This is a genomic window from Planktothrix tepida PCC 9214 (assembly GCF_900009145.1).
GTDB classification, from domain to species: domain Bacteria; phylum Cyanobacteriota; class Cyanobacteriia; order Cyanobacteriales; family Microcoleaceae; genus Planktothrix; species Planktothrix tepida.
This window is the reverse complement of sequence record NZ_LN889803.1, coordinates 205894-221982: the sequence shown is the minus strand read 5'-3', so window position 1 is coordinate 221982 and position 16089 is coordinate 205894. Positions and strand designations below refer to the sequence as shown.

The following is a 16089-nucleotide window of genomic DNA, read 5'->3' as shown; positions in this document are numbered from 1 at the left end:
CGCAGTTCCTCGTCAAATTTACTGAAACTACGCTCTTGTTAACAACGTATATCCAGCTATTTTGAGCTTATGCACTCCACTGAAACTATGTTGTTGTTAAGATTTATCTCCAGCCGTTCTGAACTTATGCACTTTTAAGTCGGACACCAGGTTTTAATGACTCGACCTGTAATTTTTTGTCCCAACCAAGGGGTATTAATAGAGCGAGATTTCAGGGTATTTGCATTGACTATCGAAGGCTGTTGAGGGTCAAATAATATCATTTCTGCGGGTTGGTCGGGTTGAATAGAAGGGGGTGTTTGTTGTAAACAAAGAGCAGGTTGACTGCTTAAGACTCGCCATAAATCTAAGGCTGACCATTGCCCAGATTCAACAAAGGTTTTCCATAATAAGGGTAAGGCTAATTCTAAGCCAATTGCACCCGGAGGAGCGTCGGAAAAAGCGACGGTTTTTTCTTCATAGGAATAGGGAGTATGATCAATAGCGATCGCATCAATAACTCCTGTTTCAATTCCTTGAATTAAAGCCTTTTGATCCGAGGGATTTCCTAAAGGCGGATCTAATCTTAAGTTAGGATCATAGGGGAGAGGAATAGAATTAACAACAGTTAGATTTTCTAAGGTTTTAGCATCTTCTAAAGGTTGATTCCAAATGCGATTAATGGATGTTGTATTTAATAATAAGTGCATCCAGGTGGTACTGGCTGTAATTGGTAAATGACGAGCTTTCGCTTGGGCAATTAATTCTACACTTCGCGCCGTAGAAACCCGCATAATATGAATGGGGGTTTGTGTGACTTCAACTAACTCTAATATAGCGGCTAAGGCTGCGGTTTCAGCATAGTCTGGTATTCCGGGTAAACCGGATAAGATAGAATCATTGCCTTCTCGCATGACTCCATTAACAACTAATGTGTGATCGCAAGGATAGAAGGCTAAGGGTTTATTTAAAGGTTTTAAATATTCTAATATTCTTCGTAATAAGGCTAAATTTTGTAACGGTTGACCATCGGCAAAACCGACAACACCTGCATTAGCTAATTCGCTAAATTCTGTCATATTTTGACTCGCAACTTCTTGGGTGAATGCGCCCCAAAAATGCAAGTTTGGAAGCGAAAATCCAGAATTTATAGAAACTTTCCGAGATCGTTCTTTTAATAAGGTTACTGTTGCTGGATTATCAATAGCGGGAATCGTATTCGGTAAAATCGCTAACCGAGTAAATCCTCCGGCTGCGGAGGCATTTAATAAGGTATTTAAAGTTTCCCGCTCCTCAAATCCTGGTTCTCCACTATGACTATATAAATCAACTAATCCAGGGCCTAAAATCAACCCTTCGCTATTAATAATGTGGGTATTTTCCGGGTAATCATTAATATAAGATTCAATGGTCTTAATATAACCATCCATCACTAAAACATCAGCAATTTGATCTCGTTTAGAAACCGGATCAATCACACGAACTTGCTTTAATAGTTGACAATTCATATTCAGAATAAAACAGTTAAACCGATAACTGATAACTGATAACTGGTACAGACGTGCCATGGCGCGTCTCTACACTGATAACTATAACGCTCCAGCCACAGTTTTATCGAGAATACTACCGGATAAATGGCTTGTAATATTAGCAGCTTGTAATACAGGTAAACCCTCAATTCCGTGAGGATAATCAATCACTGTCACCGCACCATTCCCTTGTTTAAAATTCCAAAAATGCTCCGGTGGTAAATTAAATAACTGACACAAAAGGGCTTTATTAATGGCATCATGGGCAACCACTAATATTGTTACAGGTTGATGATTATACGTTTCAACAATTTTTTTCCAAGCCACTAAAGACCGTTGCCAAACCTGTTGTAAATTCTCCCCTTCCGGCATTTGAACCGTTTGGGGTGCTATTTTCCATTCCTGTAATAATCCAGGGTAAAGCTGTTCGATTTCCGTCTCGAATTTACCTTCCCATAACCCGTGACTAATTTCGCAAAATTCCGGTTCTAATTGTAATTCTATCCCTGGATGTTCTTGCAAAATAATCTCGGCGGTTTCTTTCGGACGTGCCATCGGACTTGTTACGGCAAAATCAATCTTAATGTCTTTTAAAAATTCTGCGGCTTTGCGACCTTGTTCTCGACCATTATCATTTAACGGCACATCAATTTGCCCTTGAAATTGCCCCATGCGGTTCCATTCCGTTTCCCCATGACGCACTAATAATAATCGTGGCCCTTGATGTCCGGGGCGCACCGAAGGCAATTTATGGCCGACATGAGTGGTTAGGTTCATGGACTCTAATTGGACATCCGCAGGTTTCGGTAATTCTCCGGGGATAACATTAGTAAAATTCAAAATACTAATGCCACAATTAGATTGTTGCAAAGCTTGGTAAAATTGGGGTTCAATGCCCAAAGCTGTCGCAATTAAACAGCGATTAATTCCATTATGAGCTACTAATAAAACCGTTTGATTTTGATGACGGCTTAAAATTTCGCGCCAAAATTGTTTGGCTTGTTCAAATAATGCGATTACCGGAAAATGTTGTTTTTCCCCTTCCGGTGTTGGAACCCGCATCGAAAACTCATGGGGACATTCTTGCCAAGCTTGATATTCATCGGGGAACTGTTCGAGAACCACTTGACGTTCCATCCCCGCCCACAATGGTAAATCAATTTCCATCAACAAATCATGCGGCTGAAGTTGAGGTGGGTTTGACAGGCGCGTTACAATAATTTCAGCCGTTTGTTTGGCCCGTTGCAGGGGACTGCAATACAAGGCATCGAACGTCAAACCAGTCAAGGCATCACCCACTTTTTGCGCCGCCACAGAACCTTTTTCTGTTAAAACAGAGTCGTCCAAGCGACCTTGAATTCGACGTTGGGCATTATAGGTACTTTGACCATGACGGACAAGAATTACACGGGTCGTCATTTTTTAATTGAGGAGTTGGACTTTTAAACTAGAGTTGAGCCGAATTTAAGCCAGATGCCATTGTACCTTGTTTAGGACAGCATCAGTTAAAATATTGTGTTTCTAGCTCAAACTCGGTAATGTTTTACCCTCACGCTTGGAACTCATGACACTGAAACGCTGGATTTTAGCAATTTTAACAGTAGTAGCGGTTAGCTTTTTGAGTTTATCTTTACTTGATAGTTGGACTCAACCGCAAATTCAAAGCCGTTTGGAATTATATCAAACCAATTTACTGCTTCATGCCTCCCAATGGCAAGGCCAGGGAACGCAAGAGGAAAGTTTAATGACATTGAAGGATAATTTAATTGGCAAAACTCCTGTAGAGGAAGCTTATAAGCAATATCAACAGGTACAAGAATCTGCTGAAAAAAGTTTAGCCAAAGTTCAAGCTAATGAAACTTCAATTGCACCGGATTCTTTAAAACAATTACAACAACTGAATCAGGATTTACAATTGCAAATTGGCATCTTACAAACTCAGTTAGGTCAACCCGATAAAGCCTTAAAAACCTGGAAGGATTTAATCGAACCTCAAGATAGTGAATTTCTCGTTTCTCCGACTGAAAAAATGACAGCACAAGTATTAACGGGATTATGGAAAACTCCAGCCCGATTATTACCCGATGCTGAACCAATTTTACAAAAACAGTTAGACGGTTGGTTTCGTTATCAAGCTTTAGTTAAGCTCTATACCTTACAACAGCGTCCAGAAGCATTAGTGGCTTTAGAAACCCAAGAACAACAACGGGCAGAACAAGCAGTTGTTAAGTTAATAATTGTGAGTGCAATTCCAGGGATGGGATTAGTTATTGGGCTTTTATTAGCTATTGCTTTAGGCATTCAAACCCTCCTCAAAGGTAAGTCTTCTATCCTCGCAACAAATATGGATGTTGCTTGGTTAATTCCTTGGAATGGAGAAACAATTTTACAAGTTTTTGTGGTGGGATTTGCCTTACTCGGTCAACTGTTCATTCCTCTAACTTTAAGAGCGATTTTCCAAGAGTTAAATATTCAACCCAGTAGTTTTGAAATTAGGACTCAAGCGGTTTATATTTTAATCACCTATCTATTATTAATGATAGGAGGATTTTCGGTTTTGTATTTTTCAATTAAACCCTATTTTCCGTTGCCCGAAGGCTGGTTTACCCTAAACTTTAAAGGAAATTGGTTTCTTTGGGGTTTAGGGGGGTATTTCGTCGCTTTACCGTTGGTGATTTTAGTTTCTTTAATTAATCAGAAACTTTGGGATGGACAGGGGGGCAGTAATCCGTTATTACCGATTGCATTAGAAAGTCGCGATAGTGTGGCGTTAACGATCTTTTTTATTACCGCCTCCATCGCCGCCCCAATCTTTGAAGAAATTATGTTTCGAGGATTTTTATTACCGTCCTTAACTCGTTATTTACCCCTAGGAAGTGCGATTATTTTAAGTGGGTTTTTATTCGCCGCAGCCCACTTAAATATTTCGGAAGTTTTACCGTTAATGACGTTAGGAATTGTGCTAGGGTTTGTGTATACGCGATCGCGCAATTTATTAGCCTCTATGTTCATGCACGGTCTATGGAATAGTGGCACTTTGTTGAGTTTGTATATTCTCGGAAGTGGGGGAAGTTAGAAGCCATTCTATAGCTTGCAAAAAACTTAACTTTTGCTATATAAAAATATATAGCAATCCCTGTAGGGGTTAGGTCTCCTAACCCAGACGCAAACGGGGTTGGAAGACCCAACCCCAACAATAAAATGTTATAGCACCAAGTTTATTTCCTTTTTCCTAAAATTGTTGAGAAGTTGTTTGGGAGTTCGTTAACAGATTTAGCGGGTTTTTCGCAACCTACTAACATTAAAACGAACAGGAGAATAAATAGAACACAAATCACCCCCCAAACCCCATCAAAATCCCAACCATCATCTTTTTTGATAAAGCGTTTATTACATTCTGTGCAAAAGCTTTCCCAATTTTTATCAGGATGGGTAACAATATGACACATTTTTTCACCTTTACGATTTTTGCGACATTCCATAAAACCTCCTGTTTAACTTTCAATAGAAATCAATAACAAAACACTTCCTAATGCAAAAACACTGAGTTCAATAGCGATCTCTTCTTGTTGGCACATTTTCCCCCAATAGTGAATACTAGCTAAGAGTTTTTCCCAGTTATTCACTAATTTTTTAACTTGAGTAAAAGACTTGATCACAACCAATTGATCAGGGATAATTTCACCGTTTTGGTTTTTCCACCATCCCAGAAAATGGGGTAAGACTGTTGCACCGCCTAAACTATCCGCAACATCCCTTGATAACCCTTGAATTTGATTAGAATACTGTTGAGGAAAAGGGATAGCAATACAGGATTCGCAACAGCCAATATTAGGGGATGAAGACTGGATAATCTCTAAAATCGGGGGAACAATAACGGAGTTTTGGGGAAAGGCGATCGCATTTTGATTTAATTGTTCAAATGCTGTTTTTAAGGTGGAATCATCTTGTGCCATTTCTAGCATAATCTGTTGAATGTGTTGCAGTGTCATCCGTCCTCCTAATTCAGTTTACCGATAGCTTGTGTAGGGGCGAGGCGTGCCTCGCCCCTACGGATTTTGGTTTAATAGGGCAAGGTTAAAACGAGTTTTTGTTCTTGAGGGAAATCCCCCAAATAAAGATAAGCTGCTGCCTGTAAAATCAACTCGGAAAACAGAATTCTGTGATATAATCGATTGTTAGTCAGAGAGCAGAAATATTGACAAGCTGCTAACTCTCCCTCCCAAGAAAAATCCCACCCGCCTAAGATATGATGACTGTCATGAATCGCCCGATACAAAAGGTTATCTTCACGAGACAAAACAACCGGATCATTGAAATCAGTGCTAATCTTTAACACCCCTGTTAGACGCACATCTTCAGTCATTTCAGCAGCCGATTGATACGGTTGTCCCGCAATATATTCGACCGGAAATGGTACTTGTAAAAACAAGTGATGTATCCATTCACTGAATCCTTTTTGATCACGACGGTTGAGGGTATCACCCTTGCACTTCAGATAGTGAATAGCCAACCGTTTCCGATAGTTGGGACTAGATTTTGCCCTTGCAAAGAAAGAGAAAATCGATTGAAATCGAATCTCTGATGCTGTTAAACTAGACATAAGTAAATTTGTTTGGTCGTTGGTCAATTAGTGATCAACGGCTTTCCTACAGAGAGGTAAACCGTTGTGCTATCGAATTTTCGAGGTTCGGTGAGGTTCAGGAAACTAACTCGGTTTTGCTAATGTCTCAACCTTTAAACACAATGTACAACGGGCTTTTGATATCCTCTATAAATTGGAAAAACTTTCCACTGTTGAGGAAAAGAGCGGAAAATTTTTCCAGTTACTTGTCAAATTCATTCCTGTGTGTCTAACCTAAGTTGTCAACCCAATATGAGAGTCCTTCATCCAGATATTTTTTTTGACTGGTTACAAGAAAAATATAAAAACAAAAAATATGATTTAACTTTAACTCTTTTGCATAGAGAAATTTTAAAAGCAAAATATTTAAGTTGTGATGGTAAAATTTTAAAGGATACAGAAGTAAACAATAGATTAAAAAAAGTCTGTAATAGAACTACTCTTAATATTTATAAAAGAATTTGTAAATCAGTTGGTGAAATAAATAAAGACAAGCAAGAACAGGACTTACCTAAATTCTGTGAAACACAAAGAGATGAAAGAGAAACTTTATTTTCGGAGTGGCTACAAACTCAATATGCAAGTCCTGAGTTTCAGCAATATCTGACAGAACATATAGGCTCAAATCAGGAGGATGAACAAGCAGAACAAGTTTATCAATCGCTTCTACGACTTGATTTTAGAAAGTCTTCCGGTATTTTTGCGGATTGGGAACAACAGAATAAACCTGCTGCTTGTTTATTAGTTTATGGCAAAAAAAAGCATGGTCAAGAATGGATTATGAGAAGATTGATGACTAAACCAAAATATTCTAAAAGAATGTTTTATACCTGTTCTTTTAGCTCCTATATATCTGATTCAAAAAAACTATGGAAATGGCTAAGTGAAAAAATCGGAATACAATTTAATAGGAAACAATTATTAGAAGAAAATCAACTTAGGATTATTAAGGCTTTAAAAGAACAGCTTCAATATAACAATATTGTTTTGATTTTTACGGATTTACAAGCAAATAGCTTAGAATATCCTCAAGAATTTATTGATCAATTTTGGGTTCCCTTATGTAATCGATTGTTTTCACAACAAGCACAGCCTAATTCTTGTAATAAGCTCCTAGTTTTTTTATTAGCTGATGAACCTGAAATTAAAAATTGGTGTCAAAATTGGGTCAGCAATATTAATGAAAATTGGTCAATAACAGAGCCGATACAATTACCAGAACCTAAACCCATTTGTCCAGAAGATGATTTAATTCCTTGGCTAAAGCAAGAAACTGATTATCTTCCTCGACAGTTAACAGTTAATCCTCGGAAAACGGCTCAAGAGATTTTATCTAAAACAAATCAGGGAGTTCCTGAAGCTGTTTTAATGTATATTTATAGTGATTTATGCCAGTATGATCAGTCAATACTTGAGTCTTATTCAATCTTAAAATGAGGTAAAACGTATGGAATATGCTATTTTCGATGCTCGCTATCATTACACAGGAAGAAAACCCGAAAAACCTGTGGAGTACGCTGACAAAAAGGTTTATCCCTATATTGCTAAAAAAGGGTTAATAGAGGCTGTTAATTTAGCGATGGAATTAGATCGACCTTTACTATTAAAAGGTGAACCGGGATGCGGGAAAAGTTGTTTAGCTGCGACGGTTGCTTATGAATTAGATTTACCCTATTTTGAGCGCACGATTAAATCTACCAGTCGAGCTTCAGATTTATGCTATCGATATGAAGGAATTAAACAACTTAGAGATGCTAATTTAGCTCAACTTAATCAGCTTTCAGAGGAAAAAATTAAACAATTAGATGAGCCTTCTAACTATATCATACCAGGGATTTTTAAGCAGGCTTTTGAAACTGAAAAAAGGGCAGTTGTTTTGTTAGATGAAATTGATAAAGCTGATTTAGATTTTCCGAATGATCTCTTGGAACTTTTGGAAAAAAAACAATTTGTGATTGAAGAAATAGGAGAAACTATTCAAGCTAAATATTCCCCTATTATTTTTCTTGCTAGTAATGATGAACGGGATTTATCCGATGCGTTTTTAAGGCGTTGTCTAGTTTATTTTCTTGAATTTCCTGACCCAGACCAACTGGAAAAAATTTTAGAAAGTCGCTTTGATGATGTGCTAGATCAGAATTTAGTGAAAACTGTAATTGAACGATTTGAAACTCTACGAGAGGAAATGAGCGGAAAAAAAGTTAGCACCAGTGAACTAATTGACTGGTTTACAGTTTTAAAACGCTATGATAAAGATCAAGTCATTCAAGAATTAAATAAGGGTGGATTACCCTTTTCTAGTGTTCTGCTCAAGAATTGGGAAGATCATCAGAATTATCTATTAGAAAGAGGTGAATTAGATGAGTGAACTTCCTCTCTATGAATTATTTTCTCAACTTCGTGAAGCGGGGTTTTCTTTAGGAATAGATGAATATCAATTACTAATAGAATCTTTAAAACGTGGGTTTGGTGTCGAGAATTTATCGGCTTTAAAACGTTTATGTCAAACCCTGTGGGTTAAGTCTGACGAACAACAACGGATTTTTAATGATTGCTTTGACTCCCTGATTTTAGATTGGAAAAACCAAAGCGTGAAACGAATTTCTGGCAAGGTTTCAGATTCCCCTTTATCTGCTGTTGAAATTTCATCCCCAACTCATATAACCCCAATTGAACAACCACAGCGTTTACCCGCAGAATCTATTCTTGAATCTTTTGATCAACACCAAAATATAGATTGTAGTAAGGAAAATGATATTCAACAATTAGCTAATCGAGAAATAGCTGAAAATTCAGTTCCAGTATCCGCTAATTTAACAGAACTTCCGATAACAGCAATTTTAGACATTGAAGATGAAGTTCAAGTTGTTGCTGCGGTTAAAACCCATTATTTTAAAGTTTCCGATTATTTACCCGTTAGTCGTCAACAAATGAAAAAAACTTGGCGAAATTTACGACAACTGAAACGAGAAGGAAGACCAGAAGAATTAAATTTAGAAGCGACTGTTGATCAAATTATTCGCCAAGGAGTTTATTTAGAACCTGTTCTACAGCCCAAGCGAGTTAATCAAATTCAATTATTACTTTTAATTGATCATCGCGGTGCAATGATTCCCTTTGAAGCATTAACTGAACGCTTGCAAGAAACATTACTACCAGGAAAAAATCTTAGTAAAATTAATCTTTACTATTTTGAGCAATATCCTAATGAGCACCTTTATCGAGATCCTTATCATCGCCAAGGTGAACGAATTAGCGCGATAGTGTCTCAACTCAATCCTCAAAAAACGGTGGTTTTGATTATTAGTGATGCAGGTGCAGGACGAAGAAGTAAAAACCGTCAACAACTAGCAGAAATTCAAACATTTTTACATCAATTGGTTCCTGGTATTGCTTTATCTGACTTTACAGGTGTAGATGCTTCTATCGTTCAAGAAGGTCAAAATCAACAACCACGAGTGCGTCAAATCGTTTGGTTAAACCCATTACCTGAATATCAATGGTGGGGAACACTTGCAGAAAAAATAGCTAATATTGTCCCTATGTTTGAGTTAAGTTATCAAGGGTTACAAGATGCTATTCGGGTACTCAGGGGAGAAAAAGTTAAGAGATATCAACATAAACATATAGCTATTCAAGCAAACAGAAAAGAACTAAAATCATCCAGAGTTGATCCCAATGAAAATATTACAAAAACAAGGATAAAATATTTTTATGAAACCTATGGTCAATCCCATCTCTATTTTGCTTATCACGCTGCTTTCCCTTTAACTTTAACCCCTGATTTGGCTTACTGCTTATGGAAAAATTTTACATTAGATTGCCAAAATAATCCCTTAGATATTCCTTGGGAAGCGGTTGCTAATTTATTGCTTTCGAGTTTATGTAAATCTGTTGATGATGGCTTATATCGAATAGATCCAGAAGTCAGGAATGAGTTACTCATGCAGTTAAAAAACGATGAGCATTTTCGCATAGAACGCTTTTATCAGTTATCAGATTTTCTCTTAACTTATGTCGAAAAAAAGCTGCAACCTAGTCTTAACCCCATTCAGCAAGATTTAGCAAAATCTCAACGGTGGTTAGCACTCAGTTATGCACGAAACCCTCAACCTGCTGCTCAAGAAATTGCTCAAGCTTTGTCAGCAGCTTATGAAAATAAAACGGAACAAATGTGGTTGATTTCGGTTGTCGAGTCCTTGGCAGAACCCCTGATTGATAATGGTTTTGAACCCTTGTTAACTTATGGTCGAAGTATCAAAAAATATAACCAAAGTAACTCACAAGAAAAGCTAGAAGTGGCTAGGGAATTGAATCGTCAAGCTCCTATTGTGGTTGAGGGAATTTCGTTACCGGTTCCCGAACTTCCGACACCAGAACCCGATGTCGATCTTCCTGAAAATTTACAATAACCGTATTCAAAGCCCACGTCTTTCAAGCGTGGGATGTAGAATACCCGCCTTTAGGCGGAGTGAAGGCTAGTGAGAGTTTTGGTTAGCAATATACTTTTTGATAGTTTCACTAGAAACAGAACCAGCCGTCCCACAATAATAGCTTCGACTCCACAAAGAAGGTAGTTTAAGTAAATGAGGAAATTCTTTTCTTAATATTCTTGATGATGCCCCTTTGATTCTGAACATAATTTGATGTGGAGCAATCAAAGGGTGACAACTAATAAATAAATGCACATGATCAGGCATTATCTCCAGAGCTAGGACATCACATTCTAGCTCTTTTGCTTTTTGGTAGATAATTTCCTCTAATCTTCTGCTCACTCCGTTAACCAACACCCTTTTCCTCCTTTTTGGGCAAAAGACAAAATGATAGTTGATCAGACTAACTGATGTGTTTTTTCTTCTATATTGATTTTCTGTCATTGTCGATACACACGATTCATCAACCTTATGTTATCATGGATGACATGACAAAAATAACTCGGACGATTAAATTGAAATTCGTGGATCTCAACCGTTGTAAAGCTCAGGTGTTTGAGCAAATGACGGCAGAAAACACACGGGTTGCCAACAAGCTGTTGTCATTGCCGATTAAAGAACGGCGTAAAATGACAACAGCTAAAATTATGTCCGAGTTAAAATCTGCCCTTGTTAACCAAGTAATCCGACATACCACATCACCCACAGGTCGTAAAACCAAACAATATAAAGTTCTTCCTGTGGAAGTTAACAACCAAAACTGGAAGTTAACCCTAAAAGGGAATACTTATTCAATTAGTTTTCCAACCCTTAAAGGTGAAAAAAGAATTCCCATTGAAGTTGCATCTCCCCATTGGCAACCTGTTTTAGACGGATTGTTAGAGGGAACAATTCAAGGGGGTTCTTTTAAATTAATTAAACATCGAAATAAGTGGTATGCCTATCTGTCAATTACTGAGGATGTTCCAGAAGTTAAGACGGAGAAAAGATTAGGATGTGACCGAGGACAGAATAATTTAGCGGTAGTTGCACCTAAACAGGGTTTTGGTAAGTTCTTTAATGGTCAAAGCGTTAAGCATCGGAGACGTTATTTTCAACAACGAAGAAAACAACTTCAAGAAGCTAAAAAGTTTCGAGCATTAAAGAAATGGGACAAAAAAGAACGACGATGGATGGATGCAATCAATCATACAATCAGCCGTCGAATTGTTCGTTTTGCCGAATACCATAATGCTGATGTTGTTATTGAGGATTTAGAAGGATGTCGAAGCACAATGAAACAGAGCCAAAAATCTCGTTCTGATTCCGGTGAATCTCGACATAATTGGTCTTATTATTCTTTGGAACAGAAACTTAATTATAAGTTGGCTCTTAAAGGATTGAAATTAATTAAAAGACCTGCGCCATACACTTCCAAATCCTGTTCAACCTGTGGTTTTATTGGTAAAAGAAATCGACATGATTTCAATTGCCCTAATGGTCACTACCATAACTCTGATTTGAATGCTGCGAAAAACCTAGCTCAATGGGACGGTTTTTCTTGTCAGTTAGACCTACAGAGAGATGCTTCTGTAATGGATTCATCCGGTTTAACTGATGGGGTGCTTGGCACACCCCTGAACTCGGTGAATACAGTCAAACAAGAGTATATTCAACTGTCTCTGCTTGACTGGACTAGATACGAGAATCCCACCCCTTTAGCGTAGCGCAGGGGTGGGAGTGTCAATAACCTTCTCCTTTGAAACCGTTACTGTTAACAAAAAGGGTGAAATCATCAAACGGGAAACCAAACAAGCGCGATACTTCATCGAAGACCTGGGGGATGGAGTCACTTTAGACATGGTTTATATTCCTGGGGGGACATTCCTCATGGGTTCACTGAAAACGGAAAAAGGCAGCTACGATTATGAACGCCCTCAGCATCGAGTTACAGTCCCCCCCTTTTTCATGGCCAAATATCCCATCACCCAAGCGCAATGGAAAGTCGTTGCGAACTGGCCGAAAATTCAACGAGATCTCAAACCAGACCCTTCTGACTTCAAAGGGGATAACCGACCTGTAGAAAATGTTCAATGGTACGATGCGGTAGAATTTTGTACCCGACTACTCCAACACACCGGACGCCCCTATTGTTTACCATCAGAAGCCCAATGGGAATATGCTTGTCGTGCTGGAACTACCACCCCGTTTTACTTTGGGGAAACGATAACCAGTGATTTAGCCAATTATGATGGCAACTACACCTATGCAGATGAACCGAAAGGGAAATATCGAGAGGAAACTACCCCGGTCGGTGAATTTCCGCCTAATGCCTTTGGATTATATGATCTCCATGGCAATGTCTGGGAATGGTGCGCCGATCCTTGGCATGGCAACTATGAAGGAGCTCCAACACAAGGAGAAGTTTGGGATGAACAGAATAATAATGATAATCGTTATCAAATTTATAACGTTGAAAATTTAACCAAATTATTAAGCAGCAATCAAAACCGGGTGATACGCGGAGGTTCGTGGTACGACAATCCCTGGTATTGCCGCGGTGCCTATCGTAACAGGCTCGGGCCGGACAGTCGGAACAGGTACTTCGGATTTCGTGTTGTTTCCCTCCCGCCTGCGTGGACTCTTTAGCCCTTTGCTCTTTAGCTCTTTTGCCCTTTACCCTTCTTTTTTTTACCCTTAGCGAGCGAAGCGAGCTTTAAAATTTTTTTTCAAAAACGATATTAAGTTTTGTAACTTTCAGAAACCGGGTTTTTGAGTTAAGTTAATACTCAGCATCAAAATCTGGATAAAAACCCGGTTTCTTGATTACTCTATATTAAGAACTGTTAAGCCATTGAGGATCAGGACGGGTGAACACAGGACGACGGGTGATTGTGATCGGGGCGGGAATTGGGGGATTAACCGCCGGGGCGTTATTAGCTTATCGGGGATATTCCGTTTTAATCTTAGACCAAGCCATCGTACCGGGGGGATGTGCTTCCACTTTTCAACGTCGGGGGTTTACCTTTGATGTCGGGGCGACTCAGGTAGCAGGTCTCGAACCGGGTGGCATTCATCACCGCATTTTCACGGAGTTAGGAATAGAATTGCCCGCCGCAACTCCCTGTGATCCCGCTTGTGCGGTGTTTTTACCCGGAGAAACCGAACCCATCCAAGTGTGGCGAGCCCCGCAAAAATGGCAACAGGAACGACAACGACAATTTCCGGGGAGTGAACCGTTTTGGCAGTTAATGGCGACGTTATTTGAGGCGAGTTGGCGGTTTCAAAGCCGTGACCCCGTGTTACCGCCTCGGAATTTATGGGATTTGGGACAGTTAATACAAGCGGTGCGTCCCGATACCTTAATCACCTTACCCTTTGCCTTGATGACGGTGGCTGATGCGTTACGGTTGTATAATTTACAGGACAATCTTCGCCTCAAAACCTTTTTAGATTTACAACTGAAATTATATTCTCAAGTTGATACGGAAGAAACGGCTTTATTGTACGCAGCAACGGCGTTAGGGGTGTCTCAGGAACCTCAAGGATTATCCCATCTTCAAGGCAGTATGCAGGTGTTAAGCGATCGCTTAGTTGAAGCTTTAGAACGAGATGGCGGTAAACTCTTAATGCGGCATACCGTTGAAGGAATTGAAACAGAAAACGGTCAAGCCGTAGCTGTTAAAATTAGAAATCAAAAAACCGGAGAAGTTTGGCGAGAAACAGCAGATCAAATTGTTGCTAATGTCACGGTACAAAATTTAATTCAATTGTTAGATGAAAAACCTGAAAAATCCCGCCCGACCTTATCGATTTCATTCCCTTTATATCAACGACGAATTGAAAAATTACCTCCGGCATCTGGCGCATTTGTGATTTATTTAGGAGTGCAACAACAAGCGATTCCGGCTAATTGTCCTCCCCATTTACAATTTCTCTATGATTATCAAGGCGTTATTGGCGAAAATAATTCTTTATTTGTGTCAGTCAGCCACCCCGGAGACGGACGAGCACCTGAAGGACAAGCCACAATTATTGCTTCTAGTTTTACCGATACTCAACAATGGTGGCAGTGTTCAGATTATCAACAATTAAAACAACAGTATACAGACACCGCCATTAACCGTTTAAGGTCTTACTTTGACTTAACCCCAGAAACAATTATTTACCAAGAAGCCGCCACCCCTCGCACCTTTGAACGCTATACTGCTCGTGATCAAGGAGTGGTTGGGGGAGTGGGTCAACGACTTTCCACCTTTGGGCCGTTTGGATTAGCGAATCGTACCCCCATTAAACACCTTTGGTTAGTGGGAGATTCTACCCATCCGGGTGAGGGAACCGCAGGGGTTTCTTATTCCGCTTTAACCGTTGTTCGACAAATTGAAGCTTCGATATTTTAGATAAAATGGCGATAGTTTTTTATTCTTGATGCTCTTTCTGGTCTAAATCTGAGTGACGGAGAACGGTAAGAATCAGCGTGATATCTTCATTCGGAAGGGGAAATTTAGAAGACTTTAATAACTCTGCTTTTAAAGAATCAACAAGGACGAGATAACCTTCGGAATCAAATGTAAAATCTTCTAAGGTTAATCCTAAAAACAGAAGTTTGTTAGAGATTTCTTGATGAATCACGTCCCTAACATTAACTTCTGGTTCTAAACAGTGGGGATGCTGTAATAACCAAAGAGTTGTTTGAGGACAGGTATTAACGACGGCTTGAACAGCCTTGATCAAGACTTGTTTAATATGATTGGGATTAGGAATAAAGCTGAGAAAATTTTTCAGAATAGAAAGGTTATTGACGTTCTGATCTTTCAGTAACGCAATAGCAATATTAATCGTCATTTCAAAATCTTGTGAGTAGGAATACATAGTTTTGATGATTAATTAGGGACTCAAGAATAACGCTAATGATTTACATCTAAGATTAATCTGGCAATTTAGCAAACTTTAATAAAGGCATAAACTAGCTTTATCTTGGTTTATCCGGCAAATAACAATGCAAAGTTTCTAACAACATTTCCGGCCAGAATGGTTTGTATAAAATTGCATTGGGTAAGTAATTAGTTTGCCATTTATCGGTGGTTTTTAATTCATATCCAGTGGTTAAAATAAACGGCATTTTTTCATCCTTAAAATCACTGCGAATTTTTTTGAGCAATTCCAATCCATTCCCATCAGGAAGGGTGTAACTACATAAAATGAGATCAGGATCTTCTTCTTTTAGCCGTTCATAACCTTCTTGAATTGTATGAGCTTTTACGGTATAAAAACCCATTTCCATAAGCCATTCCGATAAAACTTCCAGCAGAAATTTATCGTTTTCAAGAGTTAATATTTTGTACATAATTCCTTCCTAGTTTAGGTATTTTATCTATCTTCTATCTACAAAAAATTTATGAATTTTTTATGAATTTAATAAAAATTAAATATTTACTTTGATAATTGATAATTGATAATTGATAATTGATAATTGATAATTGATAATTGATAATTGATAATTGATAATTGATAACTGTCAACTGATAACTGTCAACTGATAGCT

Annotated in this window: 15 protein-coding genes; 7 read left to right on the top strand and 8 right to left on the bottom strand. The window is 38.6% G+C overall.

The features are described from left to right. Window positions 1-134: 134 nt before the first annotated feature. Complete coding sequence (locus tag PL9214_RS18795; protein WP_072720461.1) at window positions 135-1487, bottom strand: dihydroorotase; 1353 nt, start codon at window positions 1485-1487, stop codon at window positions 135-137. Between the two features lie 81 nt (window positions 1488-1568). Beyond that, on the bottom strand, window positions 1569-2927 hold the full coding sequence (locus PL9214_RS18790; protein ID WP_072720298.1) for a histidine phosphatase family protein: 1359 nt from the start codon (window positions 2925-2927) through the stop codon (window positions 1569-1571). Window positions 2928-3072: 145 nt separating this feature from the next. Between PL9214_RS18790 and PL9214_RS18785 the strand changes: the two genes are divergently transcribed. Then, complete coding sequence (locus PL9214_RS18785; RefSeq protein WP_072720297.1) at window positions 3073-4584, top strand: CPBP family intramembrane glutamic endopeptidase; 1512 nt, start codon at window positions 3073-3075, stop codon at window positions 4582-4584. Between the two features lie 142 nt (window positions 4585-4726). Here PL9214_RS18785 and PL9214_RS18780 read toward each other — a convergent pair whose 3' ends face one another. The 3 genes from PL9214_RS18780 to PL9214_RS18770 form a co-directional block, all read right to left on the bottom strand. Continuing rightward, window positions 4727-4990 (bottom strand): hypothetical protein, encoded by a 264-nt coding sequence (locus PL9214_RS18780; RefSeq protein ID WP_072720296.1) that lies wholly within the window; start codon window positions 4988-4990, stop codon window positions 4727-4729. A 12-nt stretch (window positions 4991-5002) separates the two neighbouring features. After that, window positions 5003-5500 (bottom strand): hypothetical protein, encoded by a 498-nt coding sequence (locus PL9214_RS18775; RefSeq protein WP_072720295.1) that lies wholly within the window; start codon window positions 5498-5500, stop codon window positions 5003-5005. A 71-nt stretch (window positions 5501-5571) separates the two neighbouring features. Beyond that, complete coding sequence (locus PL9214_RS18770) at window positions 5572-6111, bottom strand: hypothetical protein (RefSeq protein WP_072720294.1); 540 nt, start codon at window positions 6109-6111, stop codon at window positions 5572-5574. 273 nt (window positions 6112-6384) lie between these two features. Between PL9214_RS18770 and PL9214_RS18765 the strand changes: the two genes are divergently transcribed. The 3 genes from PL9214_RS18765 to PL9214_RS18755 are packed head-to-tail and all read left to right on the top strand — an operon-like array spanning window position 6385 to window position 10544. Beyond that, window positions 6385-7569, top strand: a complete 1185-nt coding sequence (locus tag PL9214_RS18765) for a hypothetical protein (protein WP_139295110.1) — start codon at window positions 6385-6387, stop codon at window positions 7567-7569. 10 nt (window positions 7570-7579) lie between these two features. Next, entirely contained in the window at window positions 7580-8500 is a 921-nt protein-coding gene (locus tag PL9214_RS18760) for an AAA family ATPase (protein WP_072720292.1), read from the top strand. Beyond that, window positions 8493-10544 (top strand): hypothetical protein, encoded by a 2052-nt coding sequence (locus tag PL9214_RS18755; protein ID WP_072720291.1) that lies wholly within the window; start codon window positions 8493-8495, stop codon window positions 10542-10544. Before PL9214_RS18760 ends, PL9214_RS18755 begins: the two co-directional genes overlap by 8 nt. A gap of 66 nt (window positions 10545-10610) precedes the next feature. Here the strand turns inward: PL9214_RS18755 and tnpA are convergent, their stop codons facing one another. After that, window positions 10611-11009 carry an IS200/IS605 family transposase gene (tnpA, locus tag PL9214_RS18750; protein ID WP_072717176.1) on the bottom strand — a complete coding sequence of 133 codons (399 nt, stop codon included), beginning with the start codon at window positions 11007-11009 and terminating at the stop codon, window positions 10611-10613. Between the two features lie 35 nt (window positions 11010-11044). Between tnpA and PL9214_RS18745 the strand changes: the two genes are divergently transcribed. From PL9214_RS18745 to crtD, 3 genes are all read left to right on the top strand, one after another. Next, window positions 11045-12271, top strand: coding sequence for an RNA-guided endonuclease InsQ/TnpB family protein (locus tag PL9214_RS18745; protein WP_222425192.1), 1227 nt, complete (start codon window positions 11045-11047; stop codon window positions 12269-12271). A 13-nt stretch (window positions 12272-12284) separates the two neighbouring features. Next, the gene (locus PL9214_RS18740; RefSeq protein WP_245824288.1) at window positions 12285-13193 is read left to right on the top strand and encodes a formylglycine-generating enzyme family protein; all 909 of its coding nucleotides are present in this window, start codon (window positions 12285-12287) and stop codon (window positions 13191-13193) included. A 221-nt stretch (window positions 13194-13414) separates the two neighbouring features. Further along, complete coding sequence (crtD, locus tag PL9214_RS18735) at window positions 13415-14944, top strand: C-3',4' desaturase CrtD (protein ID WP_072720289.1); 1530 nt, start codon at window positions 13415-13417, stop codon at window positions 14942-14944. 19 nt (window positions 14945-14963) lie between these two features. Here crtD and PL9214_RS18730 read toward each other — a convergent pair whose 3' ends face one another. Next, a complete protein-coding gene (locus PL9214_RS18730) occupies window positions 14964-15416 on the bottom strand; it encodes a hypothetical protein (protein WP_072720288.1) in 453 nt (150 codons plus the stop codon). A gap of 100 nt (window positions 15417-15516) precedes the next feature. Continuing rightward, complete coding sequence (locus PL9214_RS18725; protein ID WP_072720287.1) at window positions 15517-15891, bottom strand: response regulator; 375 nt, start codon at window positions 15889-15891, stop codon at window positions 15517-15519. Window positions 15892-16089 lie beyond the last annotated feature (198 nt).